The sequence below is a fragment of the Parabacteroides sp. Y3-G-102 genome (assembly GCF_023656845.1).
Classification (GTDB): Bacteria; Bacteroidota; Bacteroidia; order Bacteroidales; family Tannerellaceae; genus Parabacteroides; species Parabacteroides distasonis.
Genome location: NZ_JAMOKU010000025.1, coordinates 1 through 21,613 on the forward strand (window position 1 = coordinate 1; position 21,613 = coordinate 21,613).

Consider the following 21,613-nt stretch of genomic DNA (forward strand, 5'->3'; position numbering starts at 1 on the left):
GCGGAGGGAACGCCATGCGGCAAGGGGCTGAGCTGTCAGCCCCGACGAGCTTTCCATGCACGATAAATTGCATAATCATGCTAATTATCGTTAACCGTATTCAATTTTCTTATTATAGTTCATGATTAGTATATTATCCTTCTGTAGATCCAATAACTTATCTTTCAGTTTATTGGTCCGGATAAAGAAGATTAATATCATAATCAGGAAAATAAATAATACGGTGATTACGCTTAGCAAGATCTCGAACCTGTATTTGGAGAATAGGCTCGGGTCCTCGTTGATAATAGTAGCGTCGTGGGGCAATGACAATCTGCTGATATCAAAAGCCTTGATCTTTGAAGCGTCGAACATATATCCATTGGGAATGATTTGTGGATGGATATCTTTAGGGGCGATTTTCTTCTCCAATATACTTAAAGCCTCTTTCGCCAAATCGGAACCTATAGGCCTGTATTTGGGACTGAAACCTCCGATGGCCCAGTGCCCTATGCCGACGGATGCCAATGTGAATGTCGGGATTCTGGGATTGGCGGTCATCATGGTATACGTGGCATTTCCAACATAATACCCGTCGTTCACGTCTACACGCCATGTACCAATCAATATCACGGTCTGATCCGGCAGGTTCTTGATTTGCTCAACAATGGTGTAGATATTATTCTTTCTTCCATCCAGTAATATCAAGTTCAGATCCTTGATATTTTCCATTTCCTTTTTTACCAAGGTCTGCATAGCTAAACCACCGTAGGTATTATCGGTGATTAATGCTATATTTTGAGTTTTAGGATATAGGTTATGTATTAACCGGATGTTTTCTTTTACATCATAAGAATACAAGAATCCGCCAAGGTGTAAACCTTTATCTACGTACTCTTGGATATCGATGTATTTCGGCTCCCATTCGGCGACATTTAAATCCGAGTCGGGTAATAAGATCGCATTCTTACTGATCATACCGCATAAAACCGGTATATCAGGCTTGTATTCTTGGGAGATATAAGAAGCCCATGCCTCTTGACCTAAGATTATGATAAGCTGAGGAGTGTTATTTTCCTTATATTTATCCAATATACCTCTCATCTTACCGTCCCATAAGGGGGCTTCCGGGAGGCTCTTACAGTTCATGTTCTCGATAACCACCGGCGAGATACCACCTCCCCGCTTATATTCCTCCATAAACTCGGAAATATTGGCGGTCGTATTACGTGTATCGGGATTGTAGGAGCTAATGATTAAAATAGGGCCTGCATTATCTGTAGCGTATAAGTGGAAAGAAAAGACCAGACTTAACACGATAAAGAGTACGAATCGTATGTAGTATTTTAATAATGTCATTCTTTACCTACCTATTCATGTGCTTATTTGCGATTAAAGTACTATTTTTTGTTCATACAGTCCACAAAAATAGAAAAGATTTATGATTAATTGCTGAAATTCAAAATAAAAAGAATCTATTACGCCTAAAATCTATAACTCGATCATCACTCCGATACTTGGGAGAAGCGTTCCTGTAAGACGTTCTATCGGTCTTAATTCGTACCGTTGTTCATATATGGGAGCTTCCGGGTTGATAATTTTACCCGTTTTGATATATACGTCTTGCTCTTTGTATTTGGAATTCAATATGTTTTGGATGTCGATATAGGCTCCAAGCATGATCTTTTTGAAGTAAAATGTTTTATCGATACGGATATCTAACTGCGTGAATGGCTTGAGCCGTTCGCTGTTAAACCGGCTGTAATCATAGTATAGCCCGTTATTAGCGTCCCAAGCTTCTACATAACTACTCTTTTCTACATCGTAAGGCGTATAGGGAGCGCCTCCTACTACCCGGAACTTGGCGCCTACGTCCCAGTTCTTGGGTAAAGAATAAGTCCCGCTAAACGTGAACAGATGCTTATTGTCCCAAGCCGAGGGAAGATAAGTGTCCATATTTCTCCCATCCTTGAATTCGCTTCTTACCAAAGTGTAGGACGCGATGAAAGTAAGCCCTTTATAATTATACCAACGTCCCATGATCTCAAGCCCATAAGCTCGCCCTGTAGCGGTAGACGATACGGCCTCATTTCCCAAGACACCATAGTCCGTACCTTTCGACGCGAGTGGGATACTGTCGAGTATGGACATCGGATAACGATCATAATGTTTATAGAATCCTTCGGCCGTGAATTTCAAGTATGAGGTAGGACGGTATTCCAAGCCTAATCCGGCTTGGTCGCTTCGGATATAGCTTAAATGATTTGTCCGGTTTACATAATTACCTTCATTATCCTTGAATCCCAATGTCGTATAAGGAGGAAGCTCGTAGTAGCGTCCGATATTCGCGTTTATATAAAGCGGATCGGACAAGCGGTAGGATAAGGATAGGCGAGGAGATAACTGATCTAACAAATTATTCATATCCGAGGAATAATTGTTTGCGTCCGCACGAACACCTAAAGAGGCGGTAAACCGCTCGTTATAACTCTCATAAATAGCCGTGGCATAGATACCCCACTTCCATATGCCAAGGTCTGTTTGATATACGATGGTACGGGGGATAGAGGTAAATTGCTTTTGATAGGTGTCATTCGTGTATTGGGCGTATTCGATGTTTCCTCCGACATTCAATTGAATGAATGGTAAGCGGAACGTGTTTTCCGTTCGGAACTTATTCTCGATCTCATCCGAACGGTAATTTAAGGAGAGATTCTCTTCCTTGCTTTCGTCATTGTCTTTGTATTTAATATTCTTATTGTTGGTCTGGCTACGGCTGATAATGACCGAGTAGAGATTTTTACGGGCGTAGTGTTTATAAACCGCTCCAAGGGTATACGTTTTTTGTTTTACGACCGGCAAGTAAGAGAGGATATATTGGTTTTTCTCGCTCATGTCTTCCATTCCTGTATTCAGCTTCATATCATCGATCGCCCCTAATCCGAGAACTGTAAGCTCATTCTTGGGGTTGAAGGAGTGCTTAATCTTGAATTGGGCATCCGTGAAAGTAGGTAAGAACGGCAAGCCGATCATATCGAAAAGGAATTGAAGGTAAGAACGACGAACAGACACTTGGTAAGTGGTCTTTTTTCCTAGCGGTCCATTAGCGGACACACCGATATCTGAGGCTCCTAGGACTCCTCGCAATGAGAATTTTTCCTTATTTCCATCTTGTAGTTTAAAATCCAATATCGAACTTAAAGCGTTCCCCTTGGATGCGGGGAATGCGGCCGAATAAAAGTTGACCTCCCGGATAAAATCGGGATTGATAATACCGACCGGACCTCCGGAGGCTCCTTGGGTAGAGAAATGGTTGATATTCGGTATCTCTACGCCATCCAAAAAGAAACGGTTTTCCGAGGGACCTCCTCCTCTTACCATCAAGTCGTTACGAAACGCTGCCGTGGACGCTACTCCGGGAAAGGTTTGTACTACCCGGGAGATATCCCGGTTTCCTCCCGCGCTTTTCTCTATCTCCTTGAAACCGATTACACGGAGTCCTAGCGGACTTTCGGCGGTTTTACGGAACGGAGAGGCTACTACGCTAACCTCTTGCAGATTCTGGCTGGCTTCCTCTAGCTCGATCGGGAAGAATATATCTTTATTCGCTAGTCTGAATTCGGCGGTAACGAATGGCTTATATCCCAGAAAGGAGGATTGGAGACGATAGCTTCCGGGTGATATGCCGGATATCTCGAATAATCCGGTGGAATCGGTGACCGCCCCTTGCGTCGTGTTCCATACCACTACGTTAGCGAAAGGTATCGGCTGTCCGCTCGATGCGTCTTTTACAACTCCCTTGATAGAGAAGGAGCGCTGTTGACCGATAGCGGCTTGTATGGTACATAATAAGAATAGTAAGAAGTAAAGATGGCGTCTATCCATATCTTATATCATATTTATAGCGGTAAAGATAAGTATTATTCTGATTCGTATGTATTATCTTTGCATACATATGGAGAAAGAATTACAGATAACGGCGGATGGAAGCCATACGCTATATATTCCGGCGATGGATGAACATTATCATTCCGTGAACGGGGCGTTGCAGGAATCGAGACATATATTTATTGAGGCGGGATTGCATGCGCAGGAGAAAGACTTTATCCGAATCGTGGAAGTTGGCTTCGGTACAGGGCTGAACGCCTTCTTGACATTGAAGGATGTCGAGCTATCTCAAGCACATCATATTGATTATCATACCGTGGAGTTATACCCGCTTCCTTTAGATACGATTCGTGCCTTGAATTATGGGGAGCTGATCTGGCCGGAGAGAAAAGAGTTATTCTTAGCCTTGCATGAGGCGGAGTGGAATACTCCCGTTTCAATCTCAGAGCGCTTTACACTTCATAAAATAGAAGGAAATAGTAACGCCTGTGAACTACCGGATGATATCGATTTGATCTATTTCGACGCATTTGCGCCCGAGAAACAACCGGAGATGTGGAATCAGGAAATCTATAATCGTTTGTATGCTCATACCGCACCGGGCGGAGTGATCGTAACCTATTGCGCAAAAGGAGAGGTACGCAGAGGTATGCAAGCGGCTGGTTTTGAGATGAGCCGTCTTCCCGGTCCTCCGGGCAAGCGACATATACTTAGGGGTATTAAAAATTGAGAATTGAAAGTTACAGAGCGTATTCCTCGGTATTTTCAATTCTCAATTCTCAACTTTCAATTATTTAAGCATTGCCTCGATCTTTTCTACGAACTTATCCTTAGCCGTAGCGCCTACTACTTTATCAACCATCTTACCGTCTTTGAAGAAAAGAACGGTAGGGATGTTGCGGATACCGAATTGTCCGACTACATCGTCATTCTCGTCAACGTTCATTTTACCGATCGTCACACGACCTTCGTATTCGGTTGCCAACTCATCAATGATAGGAGATACCATGCGGCAAGGGCCACACCATTCTGCCCAAAAGTCAAGAACCATGGGCTTTCCGGAGTTAACCAACTCCTCGAAATTAGCGTCTGTAATTTGTAGTGCCATTTTGAATTACGTATTATTTAATTATGAATTATAATCTAATGATTGTTATGACGCCAAAAGTACAAATTCTTTCAGCGTCGTACAACTTTAACCATTAATTTTAAAATCGATATTCTCGTTCTCCTGTAAAAAGTCTACCAGCTCACGGGTCACGTTTAAGCGGATATTTTGGGAGAAGAGATTTAGGGAAATATTATGTTCCCCATCGACAACCTTAAAATATAACAGGCTATGGCCCGGATTGTTCTTGATCAATACCGAAAGCTCATTGATAGTCGGCTCGTCCAAATCATGGATCGGGACCGTGATACTGATTTTCTCGATCAGCTTGTCTTTCTCGTCTTGCAAAAGGTTGACGGTACCAATCTTGAAGTCCAGTTTATTGGGGTCCCAGCGGCTAGGCTCTACACGGGCTGTGATCAAGAGATACATCCCTATTTTACCATACTTGCTGTATTCGATATAATCCTGTCCGAAAAGAGGGATCTCGCCACTACCCGTGAAATCCTCGATCTTCAAGATTCCGTAAGGCTTTCCGTTCTTGGTCATTCCTTCCCGGAAACCGGTGACGATACCACCTAATAAAACCTCCCGGCCTTGTAAGGTTTCCCGCTCGTTAAGTTCTACCATGCCGGTATTACATACATACTTTAATATGATACGGTATTCATCCAACGGGTGGGCGGATAGGTAAATACCGACCAACTCCTTCTCTTTATTTAGGCGTTCGAGATCGCTCCAACGCTCGCATTGCGGGATCTCCGGTTTAGCGATGGCGATCAAGGCGTCTCCACCGAATAAAGAGTTGACTGCCGTGCTCTTATCCATCTGGTATTTGTTACCATAGCGAACCAAGGTATCCAAGAACAATTCCCCTTTTCCACTGTCGGTGAAGAACTGCTCACGCAGGATACCGAAGTTATCGAACGCTCCGGCCAAAGCCATGGACTCTATGTTTTTCTTATTGCAAGCGGTCAAGTTCACCCGTTCTACGAAATCGAAGATACTCTTGTACGGGCCGTTCTTCTTGCGTTCCTCTATGATATTTTGTACGGCTGACTCACCTACGCCTTTCACGGCGCCTAGCCCGAAGCGGATGTTCTTGTTCTTATCTACGCTGAACTTCAAGATAGACTCGTTCACGTCCGGTCCCAATACTTGAATACCCATCGCTTTACATTCATCCATGAACTTCGTGATATCCGTGATATTGGATAAGCTTCGGCTCAAGACGGCGGCCATATACTCGGACGGGAAGTTCGCTTTCAAGTAAGCGGTCTGATAAGCCACCCATGAGTAACAAGTAGCGTGACTCTTATTGAATGCGTATGAGGCGAACTTCTCCCAGTCGGACCAGATCTTGTTTAAAGTTTCCTCTTTATAGCCGTTGGCTTGACCACCAGCCATAAATTTAGACTTCAAATGGTTCATCTTCTCGATCAACTTCTTACCCATCGCCTTACGTAAGGCATCACTCTCACCACGCGTGAAGTTAGCGAGCAAACGGGATAGAAGCATGACCTGCTCCTGATAGACCGTAATACCGTACGTATCTTTTAGGTAGCGTTCCATGACGGGAATGTCGTACTTGATCTCTTCCTTACCCTGTTTACGGGCGATAAAAGAAGGGATGTAATCCATTGGACCCGGGCGATACAGGGCGTTCATGGCGATCAAGTCCTCGAATTTAGAAGGTTGCAACTCCTTCAAATACTTTTGCATACCGGCGGACTCGAACTGGAATGTACCGGTTGTCTTTCCGTCGCAATACAATTTATAAGTCTTGGGGTCCTCCAGACTGATATGGTCGATATCCAGATCATGTCCGGTAGTCAGTTTCACGTTCTCGATCGCTTCCTTGATGATGGACAAGGTCTTCAAGCCCAAGAAGTCCATCTTGATCAATCCGGTTTCCTCGATCACGGAACCCTCGTATTGGGTAACCAGCATCTCCTCGCCGGTATCCTTGTCTTTCGCCGTACTGACAGGTACGACATCCGATATATCATAACGTCCGATAATGACACCGCAGGCGTGTACACCCGTGTTACGGACGTTGCCTTCCAGCATCTGGGCGTATTTCAAGGTATCCCGTGCCAGCGGATCATTTCCGTTAGCCGCCTCTTTTAGTTCCGGCACATACTTGATGGCGTCGCCCAATTTGAACTTCTTCATGTCAGGGATCTTATCCGGAACCAATTTGGCTAACCGGTTCGATTCGGATAACGGTAATTTCTGTACCCGGGCGACATCCTTGATAGCGGACTTGGTAGCCATCGTACCATAAGTAATGATATGAGCCACACGCTCGGCACCGTATTTCTCCGTTACCCAGCGTAAGACCTCGCCACGGCCATCATCATCGAAGTCGGTATCGATATCGGGGAGGGAGATACGGTCCGGATTCAAGAAACGCTCGAACAGGAGGTCATATTTGATCGGATCGATCTTGGTGATCCCTAAGCAATAAGCTACGGCAGATCCGGCGGCCGAACCACGTCCCGGTCCTACGGATACGCCGAGTTCCTCACGAGCGGCACGGATGAAATCTTGCACGATCAAGAAGTAGCCGGGGAAACCCATGGTCTTCATGATATGTAACTCGAAGTTCAGACGCTCCTTTACTTCATCGTTCAAGGGGTCTCCGTAAAGCTCCTTGGCTCCATCGTATGTCAATTTCGCCAAATAGTCGGCTTCCAGCTTGATGCGGTATAGTTTGTCGTATCCACCTAATTTCTTGATTTTGGAGTGCGCCTCTTCCTCGCTTAATACGACATTACCGTTCTCGTCTCGGGTGAATTCCTCAAATAAATCATGCTCTGTTAATTTCTGACGGTAGGACTCCTCGGTACCGAACTCCTCGGGAATGGCGAAAGTCGGCATGATAGGACCGCTGTCGATGGAGTAGAATTCTATTTTGTCGGCTATCTCGAGCGTATTACTCAAAGCTTCGGGGATATCGGCGAAGATGGTGTTCATCTCGGCGGTTGTCTTCATCCATTCTTGCTTGGAGTAGCGCATACGCTTGGGGTCGTCCAAGTCTTTGCCGGTACTAAGGCAGATCAGGCGGTCGTGAGCCTCAGCGTCGTCGGCATTGACGAAATGGACGTCGTTGGTGGCGATTAGCTTGATATTATGTTTGTGAGCAAGTTCGATCAGTACCTTGTTCACCTCTTGTTGATGCGGGAAAATCGTGCAATCGGCGTTGGGGTCGTGTGTCTCGTGCCGTTGCATCTCAAGGTAATAGTCTTCTCCGAATAAGTTTTTGAACCATTTGATAGACTCCTCGGCCTTATCAATTCGTCCGTGCATGATATGCTGTGGGATCTCTCCTCCTAAACAGGCGGAGCAGATGATCAGATCCTCATGATATTTCTCCAACAACTCTTTGTCAATACGCGGACGTCCGTAGAATCCTTCCGTCCATGAGAGGGATACCATCTTGATCAGGTTCTTGTATCCATTCTTATTTTTGGCCAGAACGATCAAGTGCCAGCCGCTACGGTCGTCTTGCGAGGCCAGCTTGCTATGCCTTCCGTTGCGAGCGCAATAACATTCGCACCCGATGATCGGCTTGAAGATGGAAGCTTTCGCTTCGGCGATTTGTTTTTGTAGTTCCGTTATCCTTTGTTGTTCCTCATCGGTTGGCGCATCCTTGGCCAGCAGCGGTTTTAGTTCTTTCTCGGAGTCCTTGATGATCCCGAGAGGTTTACTGTTCTTTTTGCTAACCTTATTGAAAAACTCCTTGATACCGAACATAACGCCATGGTCTGTTACGGCGATCGCACGCATTCCGTCTTTGTACGCTTTGTCGATCAACGCGTCGATGGATGCCTGTCCGTCCAGCAAGGAATACTGGGTATGTACGTGTAAATGAATAAACGGTTCCATATATATTAATGTATAGTCTGGTGCATATTGAAATAAGTGCATAAAGGTAGGAAATATTTTTTAGTACGAGAGAGGTTGTTTTGCTTTTAAAAAAACACGTACGTGTTTTCTGAAGGATATAATGAGGTTATAATATGTGTGATTCTATAGAATCTATATGTTATATAAACAGATGTTGTATTGATATTTTGCTTGATATAAGCCGTATATCGTGACAGGAGGTTTTCGTGAGGTGCTCGAACTAGCGGATGGAAGATAGTTATGAATGGCGTTTTTCTGTGTGAAAAGCCGTTTTATACTGTACTTATGCTTGGAAAAAGCGAATCTCAGGGAGTTCTGTTTACAAAGTGTCATTTTGTTAGAACAAAGGAAACTAATATTCCGATCTATCGCAAAAGGTGATCTTACTTTTGTTGATTATTCGATGGTGTATTTATAATGTACGCATGTACATTAAATAATAGAAGAGAAAAATGATTGATTTAAACGATCGTTTTAATTAGTCATTTGCAAAGGTACGCGTTTCTTTGACTTCTGCAACCCTTCCGGGCTATTTTTTTCATCCCTTATTCGCTTTCTTATCAATAGGATAGCCTATCCTTTACGAAACAACCGATTCCGTAAACGAACCTCCCGTTTTCCTTCTTTAAAAACGCAAGATCTAAACGATGGTTTAGACTAGTCGTTTTCTAACGGTAGTCTGCTATCAGAAAATAGCTAAGTGCTTAATTAACACTATTATTAATATTAAATTCTAAATTATGAACAGAAAGATTTCTACATTGTTAACGGCGGGTCTGCTTGTGGCGGGGTCGCTGTGCGGTAGTGCCTTCGCTCAGACGCCGACGGTTTCCATTAAAGATTTGACCGGAATCGGATCTACAGTAGCGAATGAACTGAAAAACGGGGCTCGATATGTGATGGTAGATGCCTCTTCATCGCTAGCCTATGGTCATGAAATAAGCACTACTACCGGTAAGATTGTTGAGGTAGGGGAGGCTATAAACACTCCGATTTTTTGCGATGACAGCGATAGCAAAGACGGCGTTAAGAAGTACATTTGGACGGTCAGCGTGACAGAGGCTCCGAGAGGTTTCTTCTCTTATACCCTCACCAATGCGGAGACTGGAAAGGCGTTGAGATACAACAGCGCATATAATGCGATAGAGACAGACCCGGCAGCGAAAGCCGAGGATACCTTTAAGGATTTCGTGTTTGAGAATACAGGTACTGTCACTTCTACTCCCACTGGTGCGAAGTATTCTGCCTCTAATAAGTACATGGTTGCCTATAAAGCGGGTGTGACTGTTTGGAACGGTCTGTCATGGTCTGGCAGCCCATTGGTCTCTACTACTACGATCTCTGCTCCTGTGTTCTATGAGGTTAAATCCGAGGAACTTGAGGATGTTACCGAGTTGAACGCATTATATAACACTTCTGGATTCTCATTCGCTTCCAAGCCTTATGATACGGATCAAACCGAGGAGCCGATCGGCAACTTGTTCAATACGAAGAAGGTGGTAGCTCGCTATGTATCTACCGCTATTGAAGTTGACGCTACTCAGTATCCTTCTTATTCGGGTAATACTAGTGATTTGAGGATCGAGCCGGGTATGTATTTCTTCACAGAGAACGCTCCGAAAGATGGTGCTGATTATAAAGAATGGATGAACGCTACGATCTTGGTCGTAAGCTCAACGGAGACCGTTGAGGCTACAAATGCGGGACGTGCCTCTGGTGATGGTTTCGCTTTGGCAGAGGTGAAAGTCAGCGACTTGAACTTCTATCAAGGTTCGGATAATGCTTGGATGACAGCAGGTAACGATATCTCTATCAATAACGCTAACTTCCGTGTGCAAAAGAGCTATGTGGACGCTTATCCGTATGAGTTGAACGTTGATGATTTCCGTTATCGTGAGCAAGCTAGCAAGGCTAAGCACGTTACTAAGCCTGTTAAGTTACATGTGTTGAAACATAGTGACAAGTACTATCTGACCACTACACATGCTACAGATGACCAGTTCATCTTCAAGTTGGCTGCCGCCGGTATGAAGAAAGGTATCGAGTTGTTGAACACGGAGGCTAAGGTCGCCGCTTACACGATCCGTATCTTAGACGGTAAGGAATTTGGGTCATCTACCGATAACATCGACAAGAAAGACATCAAGAGCGTATACGGCAAGTACTTGACGAACGCCGTTAAAGCTTCTCAATTCGAGTTGGTAGCTAAGGCTAAGGTTCTTTCTCAATTGGAGACTCCGGCTTATCAATGGGCTATCTCCAGCGTAGACAATGAGTATGAGGTGACATTCACGAACCGTGAGACCGGCGAGTATTTCACAGCAAGCTTGTTCCCGAAGGCTGATCTGGGCGAGAACGTTTACGAATTGTCCACAAAGAGCAAAAAGGTTACCGCTATCTATGTAGACGCGAACACATACAATGAGACAGAGGGTGAAGTCGCTGAAATGCAACAACTGATCGTCGAGTTGACTCCGGCTGAGGTTGATCCGTACGCAGGTTTCTTGAACCTAGACGATGAGACTTTGGTGACGATGGCTTTCGCTCGCGATAACAACGAGACTTCCAATAAGTGGTATGTGGCAGCTAAGAAACAAGCAAGCCCATTGACTAGATATGAATTGAACAAGAACGGTAAGTTCGCTAACGAGGTATCCGATGCCGCTCAATGGCAATTGGTGAAAGATGATAAAAAATGTACGATCATCGAGCGCAGTTTCGTTTACAATAAGGATGGCCGCGTGACGGTACAGGCTAGAGCAGATAAGGGCTACGCTTATGTTTATCAGTTGCAGTATATCAATGATGGTATCGAGACTGATAAATATTTCCCGCAAGGAACTACTCCTGTAACTAATGTAACAGAACAGGAAGTGTTAGTTAATGAAGGTCAAGCTAAGTTCGTGATCAAGCTAGCCGCCGATGGTTCTGTTTACTTGATTCCGGTGGGTGACACAGACAGTTCTATCGCTTCAATTTTGGATGAGAATACGAAGTCTGTTGTAGACGCTACTTATAAGGCTTCTATCGACGAATGTCAATATACTACTCCGTCTTCAGTTTACGCATGGCCGTCAACTTCTACACAACAAGATTGGTTATTGAACACCTACTTGATCGTAGAAGCACCGGAGATCAGCTACCCGGCAGAGGAAGGTCATATCTCCTTGGTAAGCGATAAGGGTAACTATATCTCCATGAACGAGAATCGCGATGGTATCGTGGTAAACGAGAATCAATACTCATTCTACTTGCAAGTAACCGATGAGGACGCTGTTGTTCCTTCTTTCTATATCTCTAACAAGGGTACGGTTGAGAATGGTGACAGATTGTTCTTGTTCAACCCGGCAGACTCTGTAAACTATTATGTCGCAGATGGTACATACGACAGAAAGTATGAGTGGATCAAGGGTGAGACAAAGGCGATCTTCAAGCCGGCCACTCTTTGGGAGACTAAGGATACTTTGACTACGGTCGTTAAGGGTAACAAGGTTTCCGTGGCTGAAGAGGCTGATGATGAGGGCGTATTAGGTGGCTTGGATTACTTCAAGGTTCAGATCATCCAGTGCGAGGACAATGAGAACGAATATCGTATCCGTTCTGTAGCCAAGAAGGGTTCTTATCTGTATAGCTTCAACGACCAGTTGTCTTGGAGCGGTAGCAAGGAGAAAGCAATGCGCTTCACTATCACTACAGGCGATCCTACAGCTAACGAGTCTATCGCAGACGCAGCAGAAGGCGTTAAGGTAATCGCTGGCAACGGTACCGTTGAGATCCAAGGCGCAGCTGGTAAGAACGTGGTAATCACAAACGTTCTTGGTAAGGTTGTAGCTAGCACGGTTCTTACTTCCGATGACGCTACGATCGCTGCTCCGGCAGGTATCGTTGTGGTGTCTGTAGAAGGCGAGGAAGCTGTTAAGGCAGTCGTTAAATAAGAATAATGACGATAAATAACATAAATCGAAAATCATTCCTGCGGGAGTTGTAGTGATTCAAGTACCCCGTGAGGGCGAACAGGCGGGAATGGATTAATATTAATACTAAAGTAATAAATTAAAGTTCATCTGCCGTTACCTCCGTGAGGAGGGAAGGTGTGAAAAAATAGCCTCGGTCGTTTCCGCGATCGGGGCTAACTTTTGAGTGCCCCTTTCATGAGTTATACTTTTTATATAGCTTTCCTGTATGTTTCAGTAGGATAAATGTAGATGTTATTGAAAAATGTATATCTTTGCTTACTATTAGAAGGAAAAGCAAATGAGGAAGTTTATGAGAAAGATCGGATTGTTGTTGATTGCCGTGATGATGATTTTACCGGCGATGGCTCAGGTTTCTTTCGGCGTACGTGCCGGAGGCGCTTATTCTTCGTTGATCCAGAAGGTGGAGGATACGTATGAGGCGGGAGCCCGCTTCGGTTTCAGCATAGCGGGTTTGGCGGATATTCCTTTGAGCAAGAATAAAAAATGGTCGCTTCGTCCTGAGGTGGCGTTCGTGAACCAAGGTGGCGCTTATTATTCGAATCAGGATATACATGGGATGGCGCTTCATAATAAATGTTGGTATTACTCTTTGCAGATTCCCGTGAATGTGGCTTATACATTTACCTTCACGGACGTTCATCTGTCCGTATTCGCCGGTCCTACCTTTGATTGGTCCTTGTTTGGCAAGATGAAGAGCCGGGAGACCAATCCGGATCTCCATTTCGGCGTGTCCGATGAGAAGGACTTGAAACCTTGCGACTTTGGCATGAATGTCGGCCTATCGGTAGAATATAGTAACTTTTTCTTTTCCGTAAGTTCCCTATGCGGCATGATAGACCGCCGTGCCTTGAAGCGTGACGGCGAGACTTCCGTTTATCAAAATAACGTGACATTCTCTTTGGGGTATTACTTCCGTAAGTGATGAGTATCTTCATAATAACTTGAAAAATAATTAGATTTGTTTGGTATTTCGGATAAAACCCGTACCTTTGCAAGCCGATTATTATCAAATTGTACTAAGAGTTTAGTTCTTAGCACGTTGTTGCATCATGTGTCCGTTGTGACAATGTTGGTAAGGCTAGTTTTTTGAGTTATTAATTAATTTAATTTTTAAGCAGTGGATACTTTAAGTTTTAAGACCATTTCTGCAAACAAGGCAACTGTAAACAAAGAGTGGGTCATTGTTGATGCTGAAGGCCAGACGTTAGGTCGCCTTTGCGCTAAAGTAGCGAAGCTTTTGCGCGGTAAGTACAAACCCAATTTCACTCCGCACGTTGACTGTGGTGATAATGTAATCATCATCAATGCAGACAAAGTCGTTCTGACTGGTAACAAGTGGAACGATCGTATTTATTTGAGATATACCGGATATCCCGGTGGACAGATCGAGTATACTCCGGCTGATCTTTTGAAGAAAGGTGGCGACCGTCTGTTCCGTAAAGTAGTAAAAGGTATGTTGCCTAAGAACCGTCTGGGTGCAAAGTTGTTGAACAACATGTACGTTTATGAGGGAACTGAGCACAAGCACGAGGCTCAACAACCTAAGTTAATCGATATAAACTCATATAAATAATCACGATGGAAGTAGTAAATGCAATAGGAAGACGTAAAGCGGCAGTCGCTCGCGTATTCGTTAGCGAAGGTACGGGAAAGATCACGATCAACAAACGTGAGCTGGAAAAATACTTTCCTTCTTCAATCCTTCAGTTTATCGTAAAGCAGCCGTTAGCAAAGTTGAACGTCGCTGAGCAATATGATATTAAGATCAACCTTGACGGTGGTGGTTTCAAAGGTCAGTCTGAGGCTGCCCGTTTGGCTATCTCTCGTGCGTTGATAAAGATTAATCCGGAAGATAAGGCTGTCTTAAGAGCGGAAGGATTCGTAACTCGCGATCCTCGTGCTGTTGAGCGTAAGAAACCGGGTCGTCCGAAAGCTCGTAAGAGATTCCAGTTCAGTAAACGTTAATGTTATTTGTGAGTCCCTTACAAGTAAAGCGAAGCGTTTAGTATCTAAATTATCGGGATTCTTTTTACATGTGGACATGCGGAAAGACTACCTGATGGTTGAAATTAAACAAAGAAAGTAAACGATTTAAGAAAAAAACAATGTCAAGAGTAAATTTTGATCAATTATTAGAGGCTGGTGTACACTTCGGACACTTAAAAAGAAAGTGGAATCCCGCTATGGCTCCTTATATCTTCATGGAGCGCAATGGTATTCATATCATTGACCTTTATAAAACAGTTGCTAAAGTAGACGAAGCCGCTGAAGTTATGAAGAACTTGGCTAAACAAGGCAAGAAAGTTCTTTTCGTGGCTACCAAAAAACAAGCTAAACAAGTTGTCGCTGATAAGGCTGCTTCCGTAGGTATGCCTTACGTTATCGAGCGCTGGCCGGGTGGTATGTTGACCAACTTCCCGACGATCCGTAAAGCTATCAAGAAGATGGCTACTATCGATAAGATGACAAAAGATGGTACATTTGATAATCTTTCTAAGAGAGAAAAACTTCAAATCACTCGCCAACGCGCTAAGTTGGAGAAGACTTTAGGTTCTATCGTAGACCTTACTCGTCTTCCGTCAGCGTTGTTCGTTGTAGACGTGATGAAAGAGCATATCGCTGTTCGCGAGGCTAACCGTTTGGGTATCCCTGTATTCGGTATGGTTGATACGAACTCTAATCCGAACAATATCGACTACGTTATCCCGGCTAACGATGACGCTACAAAGTCTGTAGAGGTTATCTTGGGCGCTATCTGCGAGGCTATGAACGAAGGCTTGCAAGAGCGTAAGGCTGAGAAAATTGACGCAGAGGCTGCTGAGGAAGCTCCGAAAAGAGAGCGTAAGGCAAAAGCTGCTGTTAAGAAAGAACGTACGAAGAAAGAAGACGACGATGCGTTGAACGCTAACGTTGCCGGTAAGTTCGCGAAAGACGAAGAATAATTCGATTGACAATTGACGTTGACAATTGACAATTAGAATACAAATACAATGGGCAGTTGGCTTTTGACAGGATTTGTCAATTGGCAACTGTCCATTGTCAATTTTTGAAAGTATAAACATTTTAAAGATAAAGGAAATAAGATTATGGCTGTAACAATGGCTGATATTACCAAGCTGCGCAAAATGAGTGGAGCTGGTATGATGGACTGTAAGAAGGCTTTGACAGAGTCTGACGGTGACATCGAGAAAGCAATGGAAATTATCCGTAAAAAAGGACAGGCTATCGCCGCTAAACGTTCTGATCGTGAGGCTGCCGAGGGTTGTGTGTTGGCTAAGAAGGATGGCGAGTTCGCCGCTATCATCGCTTTGAAGTGCGAAACGGACTTCGTGGCTAAGAATGAGGACTTCGTAGCTTTGACTCAGGCTATCTTGGACGCTGCCGTGGCTAACAAATGCCATACTTTGGACGAGGTGAAAGCTTTGCCTATGGGCAAGGGTACTATCCAAGAAGCTGTTACGGATCGTAGCGGTATCACTGGCGAGAAAATGGAGTTGGATGGCTACTGCGTAGTTGAAGGTGCTTACACTACTGTATACAACCATATGGGTAAGAACCAACTTTGTACGATCGCCGCTTTCAACAAGGAGTCTGAGGAAGCCGCTCACAATATCGTTATGCAGATCGCCGCTATGAACCCGATCGCTATCGATGAGGCTGGTGTTCCTGAGTCTGTAAAAGAGAAAGAGATCCAGGTTGCTATCGAGAAGACGAAGGCTGAGCAGGTACAGAAGGCTGTAGAGGCTGCATTGAAGAAGGCTGGTATTAATCCTTCGCATGTAGATAGCGAGGCTCACATGGAAAGTAACATGGATAAGGGCTGGATCACGGCAGAGGATGTAGCTAAGGCTAAAGAAATCATCGCTACTGTTTCCGCTGAGAAGGCGGCTAACTTACCTCAACAGATGATCGAGAATATCGCTAAGGGTCGTCTGGGCAAGTTCTTGAAAGAGGTTTGCTTGTTGAACCAAGAAGACATTATGGATGGCAAGAAGACTGTAAGAGAGACAATGAAGGAGATCGATCCTGAGTTACAGATCTTGGCGTTCAAACGTTTCACTTTGCGTGCTGAATAATTGCGGTAACGTATTTGATATAAAGAAAAAGGCGGTACAACCCAATGTATCGCCTTTTTTATGAAGTATAGCTTACTTGCCCATAGAAGATATACTTACTTGTCCAATGCAGTATATCTTACTTTGCCAAGTAAGTATATCTGTTTAATTTTTTCTTATTTCAATGCGGCCAACGCATCCTTAATACGTTTGATCGCCTCCACGATATTCTCATCGCTGGTAGCGTAACTCATGCGGATACACTCAGGTGCCCCGAAAGAGGTACCACCTACGCAAGCTACGTGCGCTACTTCTAAAAGATACATAGCTAAGTCATCAGCGTTGTTGATTATACGGGTTCCATCTGTCTTGCCGTAATAATAACTACATTTGGGGAATAAGTAAAAGGCGCCTTCCGGCTTATTCACTTCGAAGCCCGGAACTTCTTTCGCTAAATTAACGATTAAGTCACGACGACGTTCGAAGGCCTTGCGCATTTCCTCAACGGGTTCTTGTGAGCCTGTATAAGCCGCTTCCGCCGCTTTTTGAGATACAGAGCAAGGGCCAGAGGTATATTGTCCTTGTAATTTATTAACCGCTTTCACGATCCATTCCGGTCCGGCTATGAAACCGATACGCCAGCCAGTCATCGCATACGCTTTGGAAACGCCGTTTACGATAACCGTACGGTCTTTCATTCCTTCGATAGAAGCGATGCTGTTGTGTTTACCAATATAGTTAATATGTTCGTAGATCTCATCCGCTATAACGATGATATCCGTATGTTTTTTCAATACTTCCGCTAAACCTGCCAATTCCTCGGCGCTGTAAACAGAACCCGTCGGGTTGGAGGGAGAGCAAAGGATTAACGCTTTTGTCTTAGGCGTAATAGCGGCTTCCAGCTGAGCTGGAGTGATCTTGAAATCTTGCTCGATACCAGCCGGAACGATAACGGGGGTTCCTTCCGCTAACTTCACCATCTCCGGATAGCTTACCCAGAAAGGGGCAGGGATGATAACCTCGTCCCCCGGATTTACCAATACCATGACCGTGTTACAAACGGATTGTTTGGCACCGTTTGCGCAAGAGATCTGGCCTGCTGTATATTCCAGTCCATTCTCGTTCTTCAATTTGGCAACGATAGCATTACGTAATGCCGGATAACCCGCTACGGGAGAATAACGTGAGAAATTATCGTCAATCGCCTTCTTCGCGGCTTCTTTAATGAAGTCGGGAGTATTGAAATCGGGTTCTCCCACACTTAAGTTGATAACATCGATACCTTGAGCTTTCAACTCACCGCTCTTTTGTGACATCGCCAATGTTGCTGAAGGCGATAAACTCGCTAAACGATCTGAGACTTGTGTCATGACATTGCTTTTTGTATAGGTTGTTTTATTATTATGCGACAAAAGTAATCAATAATCGGAATTCTTGCAACGTTCTGATAACTATTTAATGTTATGCAGCACATGCCCCATACGTTCTTTCTTCGTTTTCATGTAGAATTCGTTGTATGGATTTGGTTTCACCTCGATAGGAACGTTCTCTACTACCTCAAGTCCGTAAGCTTCCAGACCTACGCGTTTTACCGGATTATTGCTCATCAGGCGCATTTTCGTTACGCCGATATGACGTAAGATCTGTGCTCCGACACCATAATCTCGCTCGTCCGCTTGATGGCCTAAATGCAAGTTCGCATCCACCGTATCCAAACCATCCTCTTGGAGCTTGTATGCTTTCATCTTCTCCATCAATCCGATGCCTCGTCCTTCTTGGTTCAGGTAAACGATAACCCCTTTGCCTTCTTGGTCGATGCGGCGCATAGCCTCGTGCAGTTGCTCTCCGCACTCGCAACGCATGGAACCGAAGATATCTCCTGTAGCGCAAGATGAGTGCACGCGTACTAAGATAGGCTCGTCTTTCTCGAATTTACCCTTTATCAAAGCTATATGCTCTAATCCATTGCTTTTCTGGCGGAAAGGAATGAGACGGAAATGTCCGTACTCGGTAGGGAGATCTACCTCTACGCCGTTCTCTACGATCGATTCGGTCCGGAGGCGATAAGCGATCAGGTCCTTGATGCAAATAATCTTGATATCGAATTTCTTGGCTACCTCGATTAATTGCGGCAGACGTGCCATGGTTCCATCCTCGTTAATGATCTCGATCAAGGCTCCGGCGGGATATAAACCGGCTAACCGGGCCAAATCCACGGCAGCCTCTGTATGACCCGCACGGCGAAGTACGCCACGAGAGCGGGCACGGAGCGGATTGATATGTCCGGGACGTCCCAGATCGGATGGCTTGGTCTTTGGATCAGCCAGCGCCAAGATCGTTTCCGCACGGTCGTACATGGAAACGCCGGTCGTACATTTCCCTCCTAATTTATCTACTGTTATCGTGAAAGGAGTACCTAGTAAAGAGGTGTTATTGGCAACTTGCATATCCAGCTCCAACTCTTGGCAACGTTCTTCCGTGATCGGGGCGCATAATACACCTCGTCCGTTTTTCAACATGAAGTTGATTTTTTCCGGGGTTACTTTCTCGGCCGCGATGATAAAGTCTCCTTCATTCTCCCGGTCCTCGTCGTCTACAACGATTAAGAACTTTCCTTCACGGAAATCCTCGATAGCTTCTTCGATGGTGTTTAATTGAATCTCGCTCATATTTATTGATTATTTATATCCGAGTTATTTTTTAGCAAATGTAATGAATATATCATATTGATCAGCTCCTTACTGGTCTTTTGTACCATGACGATATCATGCCGTAGCAATTTACGTTGGTACGTAGCCAATAGGTAGATCGGCAATCCCAGTGGGAAGAAAATACCGATAGCCAAGGCAAGTTTCCCGTTTATATGCTTGCTTAGCTTATTATTGTAACCTCCGATGACCGGGTAGTCCATCAATTTATTCAGGAGTAAATTCTGGTCGGAATTACTTAATTCCTCCACGATATTTTCCGTGTCCTGAGCTAACAGTTCCGCTGTGTTATCTTTTCCGCCTTGTTTCCAAAATGTCAGATAATTGATCCAACGTTTATGGTTTGCCAGATAAGTCGTGCTTTCTTCCACCAATTTCTCCAGTTGAGGAAGGGTTGCCTCATAATCGGGGGTGTATATGATAACCTCTTTCCGCTCCACTTTTCTCCCTTCACGCTTACCTATTAAGTTCTTCAAGGCATTCACGTAAGTGTCGGCATTCAAGATAACAGAATCTTTTACCGCTTTATAGGTTAGGAATATACCCATAGGTGTTAGGACCACGGAGCTAAGCCACATACCTTCCCATGCGTCCCAAACGCCGTCGCGTGCCATCTTGAAGCCCATATTATCTATAATATAATAGAAGATAAACAAGATTACCGAGATAACGACCGGTACCCCCAACCCACCTTTACGGATGATGGCTCCTAAGGGCGCTCCGATAAAGAAGAACATGATGCAAGCGAACGATACCGTGAATTTCTTATGCCATTCCGTCAAGTGGCGGCGTACCTTATAGGCCTCGTCGCCAACCGTGGCCGCACGGAAATAATAGTCGGTCTTGATATTCTCGATCGAGGACTTGGCTCGGCCTAATAAAGCCGCTTTACTACTCGGTGCCTGCGCTTGGTAAAGACTGTCGAAATCCAACTTGATGGTAGGAGTGATTACCGGCAGTTTTTCCTGTTGCTCGTCTGGCTGCCCCTCGGCTTCACTCTCTTTTTTAGCCCGTAAGGACTTTAGTGTTTTTACGTATGAGGCATCGTAAATGCTTTTTGCGTTCACGTCCTTGATGCTATCCAAGCGTACGCCCATCGAATCGATAGAGGTTTGTAAATCCTTCAAGTTTTTTCCCATATATTGGTTCTGCATGAAAGATTCGTCGGTACGGTTGAAATTCGCGTCGAATTCAATCAAGATATCTTTGCTGCTGAATGATTCTCGTCGATAGGGGACGGCGGTTCTCACTTGCGTCGTGTTGGCTTGGCTTTTACCTACGTTCTCGAAAGATTCTCCGTTAAATAAAGATAGGACAAGGAATAATTTATCGGCGGATGTCTTTAGCCGTCCGGAGTCCGCTACGATTACACGGGCGTTATTGAATCCTTCCGAATAATCATAGATCATCACGTCTTTTAATAAACCGTCCTTCGGGTCCTTTTTCTTCACATATACATTGAATCCGGGAATATCTTTGTAGAATGAACCTTCCGGAATATCCAATTCCGGTGATTTCTGGCGCATGGAATATAATAATGTATATAGCTTGACTTGGACAACGGGCATTACGTTGTTTTGGAAGAAAAAGGCGCCCACGCTCACAAATAGTAGCGTTACGATCAAAGGACGCATGATATGTATCAATGATACCCCGGCAGACTTCATGGCCAGTAATTCCAGACGTTCCCCTAAATTTCCAAAAGTCATTAATGAGGCTAATAGAATAGCCAAGGGAAGTGCCATCGGGACAAGAAACAAGGCCGCATACATAAACATCTCCGCTAATACAGGGATGCCGAGGCCTTTTCCCACCATATCGTCGATGTATCGCCAAAGAAATTGCATCAACACAATAAACAGACAAATACCGAATGTCATAAGAAACAACGGCAGGAATGTCTGCAGCATAAATGTATATAATCGTTTTATTCTCAACATTGCCTAATCTGGTTGAAGTGGCAAAAGTAGTGTAAAAAACGATAAC

13 protein-coding genes and 1 pseudogene are annotated in these 21,613 nt (G+C 44.5%); 7 read left to right on the forward strand and 7 right to left on the reverse strand.

Features of this window, described 5'->3' with window-relative positions; all coding sequences use genetic code 11:
• Positions 1–117 precede the first annotated feature (117 nt).
• A pseudogene (locus tag NBH16_RS13490) lies at positions 118–1,338 on the reverse strand (ATP-binding protein); the annotation flags it as partial.
• A 132-nt stretch (positions 1,339–1,470) separates the two neighbouring features.
• Complete coding sequence (locus NBH16_RS13495; protein ID WP_005867527.1) at positions 1,471–3,864, reverse strand: TonB-dependent receptor; 2,394 nt, start codon at positions 3,862–3,864, stop codon at positions 1,471–1,473.
• A 70-nt stretch (positions 3,865–3,934) separates the two neighbouring features.
• On the opposite strand from NBH16_RS13495, the gene mnmC2 reads away from it, so the two are divergent.
• A complete protein-coding gene (mnmC2, locus tag NBH16_RS13500; RefSeq protein ID WP_005867528.1) occupies positions 3,935–4,597 on the forward strand; it encodes a tRNA (5-methylaminomethyl-2-thiouridine)(34)-methyltransferase MnmC2 in 663 nt (220 codons plus the stop codon).
• A gap of 60 nt (positions 4,598–4,657) precedes the next feature.
• Here the strand turns inward: mnmC2 and trxA are convergent, their stop codons facing one another.
• A complete protein-coding gene (gene trxA / locus NBH16_RS13505) occupies positions 4,658–4,975 on the reverse strand; it encodes a thioredoxin (protein WP_005867529.1) in 318 nt (105 codons plus the stop codon).
• An 87-nt stretch (positions 4,976–5,062) separates the two neighbouring features.
• Positions 5,063–8,866, reverse strand: a complete 3,804-nt coding sequence (gene dnaE / locus NBH16_RS13510) for a DNA polymerase III subunit alpha (protein ID WP_250788726.1) — start codon at positions 8,864–8,866, stop codon at positions 5,063–5,065.
• Positions 8,867–9,627: 761 nt separating this feature from the next.
• On the opposite strand from dnaE, the gene NBH16_RS13515 reads away from it, so the two are divergent.
• From NBH16_RS13515 to tsf, 6 genes are all read left to right on the forward strand, one after another.
• The gene (locus NBH16_RS13515) at positions 9,628–12,822 is read left to right on the forward strand and encodes a DUF6383 domain-containing protein (protein WP_250788727.1); all 3,195 of its coding nucleotides are present in this window, start codon (positions 9,628–9,630) and stop codon (positions 12,820–12,822) included.
• 331 nt (positions 12,823–13,153) lie between these two features.
• Positions 13,154–13,786, forward strand: a complete 633-nt coding sequence (locus NBH16_RS13520) for a porin family protein (RefSeq protein WP_008777864.1) — start codon at positions 13,154–13,156, stop codon at positions 13,784–13,786.
• A gap of 195 nt (positions 13,787–13,981) precedes the next feature.
• Positions 13,982–14,437: a 50S ribosomal protein L13 gene (rplM, locus tag NBH16_RS13525; RefSeq protein WP_005859486.1), complete on the forward strand. Its 456-nt coding sequence runs from the start codon at positions 13,982–13,984 to the stop codon at positions 14,435–14,437.
• A 5-nt stretch (positions 14,438–14,442) separates the two neighbouring features.
• Positions 14,443–14,829, forward strand: a complete 387-nt coding sequence (gene rpsI / locus NBH16_RS13530) for a 30S ribosomal protein S9 (protein ID WP_005859484.1) — start codon at positions 14,443–14,445, stop codon at positions 14,827–14,829.
• Between the two features lie 140 nt (positions 14,830–14,969).
• Positions 14,970–15,806, forward strand: a complete 837-nt coding sequence (rpsB, locus tag NBH16_RS13535; RefSeq protein WP_005859482.1) for a 30S ribosomal protein S2 — start codon at positions 14,970–14,972, stop codon at positions 15,804–15,806.
• Positions 15,807–15,950: 144 nt separating this feature from the next.
• On the forward strand, positions 15,951–16,940 hold the full coding sequence (gene tsf / locus NBH16_RS13540) for a translation elongation factor Ts (RefSeq protein WP_005867537.1): 990 nt from the start codon (positions 15,951–15,953) through the stop codon (positions 16,938–16,940).
• A 155-nt stretch (positions 16,941–17,095) separates the two neighbouring features.
• On the opposite strand, the gene NBH16_RS13545 is transcribed toward tsf, so the two are convergent.
• The 3 genes from NBH16_RS13545 to NBH16_RS13555 all read right to left on the reverse strand — a co-directional run bounded on the left by NBH16_RS13545 (position 17,096) and on the right by NBH16_RS13555 (position 21,537).
• Positions 17,096–18,289, reverse strand: a complete 1,194-nt coding sequence (locus NBH16_RS13545) for a pyridoxal phosphate-dependent aminotransferase (protein WP_005867539.1) — start codon at positions 18,287–18,289, stop codon at positions 17,096–17,098.
• Between the two features lie 81 nt (positions 18,290–18,370).
• A complete protein-coding gene (locus tag NBH16_RS13550) occupies positions 18,371–19,588 on the reverse strand; it encodes a bifunctional 3,4-dihydroxy-2-butanone-4-phosphate synthase/GTP cyclohydrolase II (protein WP_005859476.1) in 1,218 nt (405 codons plus the stop codon).
• A 2-nt stretch (positions 19,589–19,590) separates the two neighbouring features.
• Positions 19,591–21,537: an LptF/LptG family permease gene (locus tag NBH16_RS13555; RefSeq protein ID WP_250788728.1), complete on the reverse strand. Its 1,947-nt coding sequence runs from the start codon at positions 21,535–21,537 to the stop codon at positions 19,591–19,593.
• Positions 21,538–21,613 lie beyond the last annotated feature (76 nt).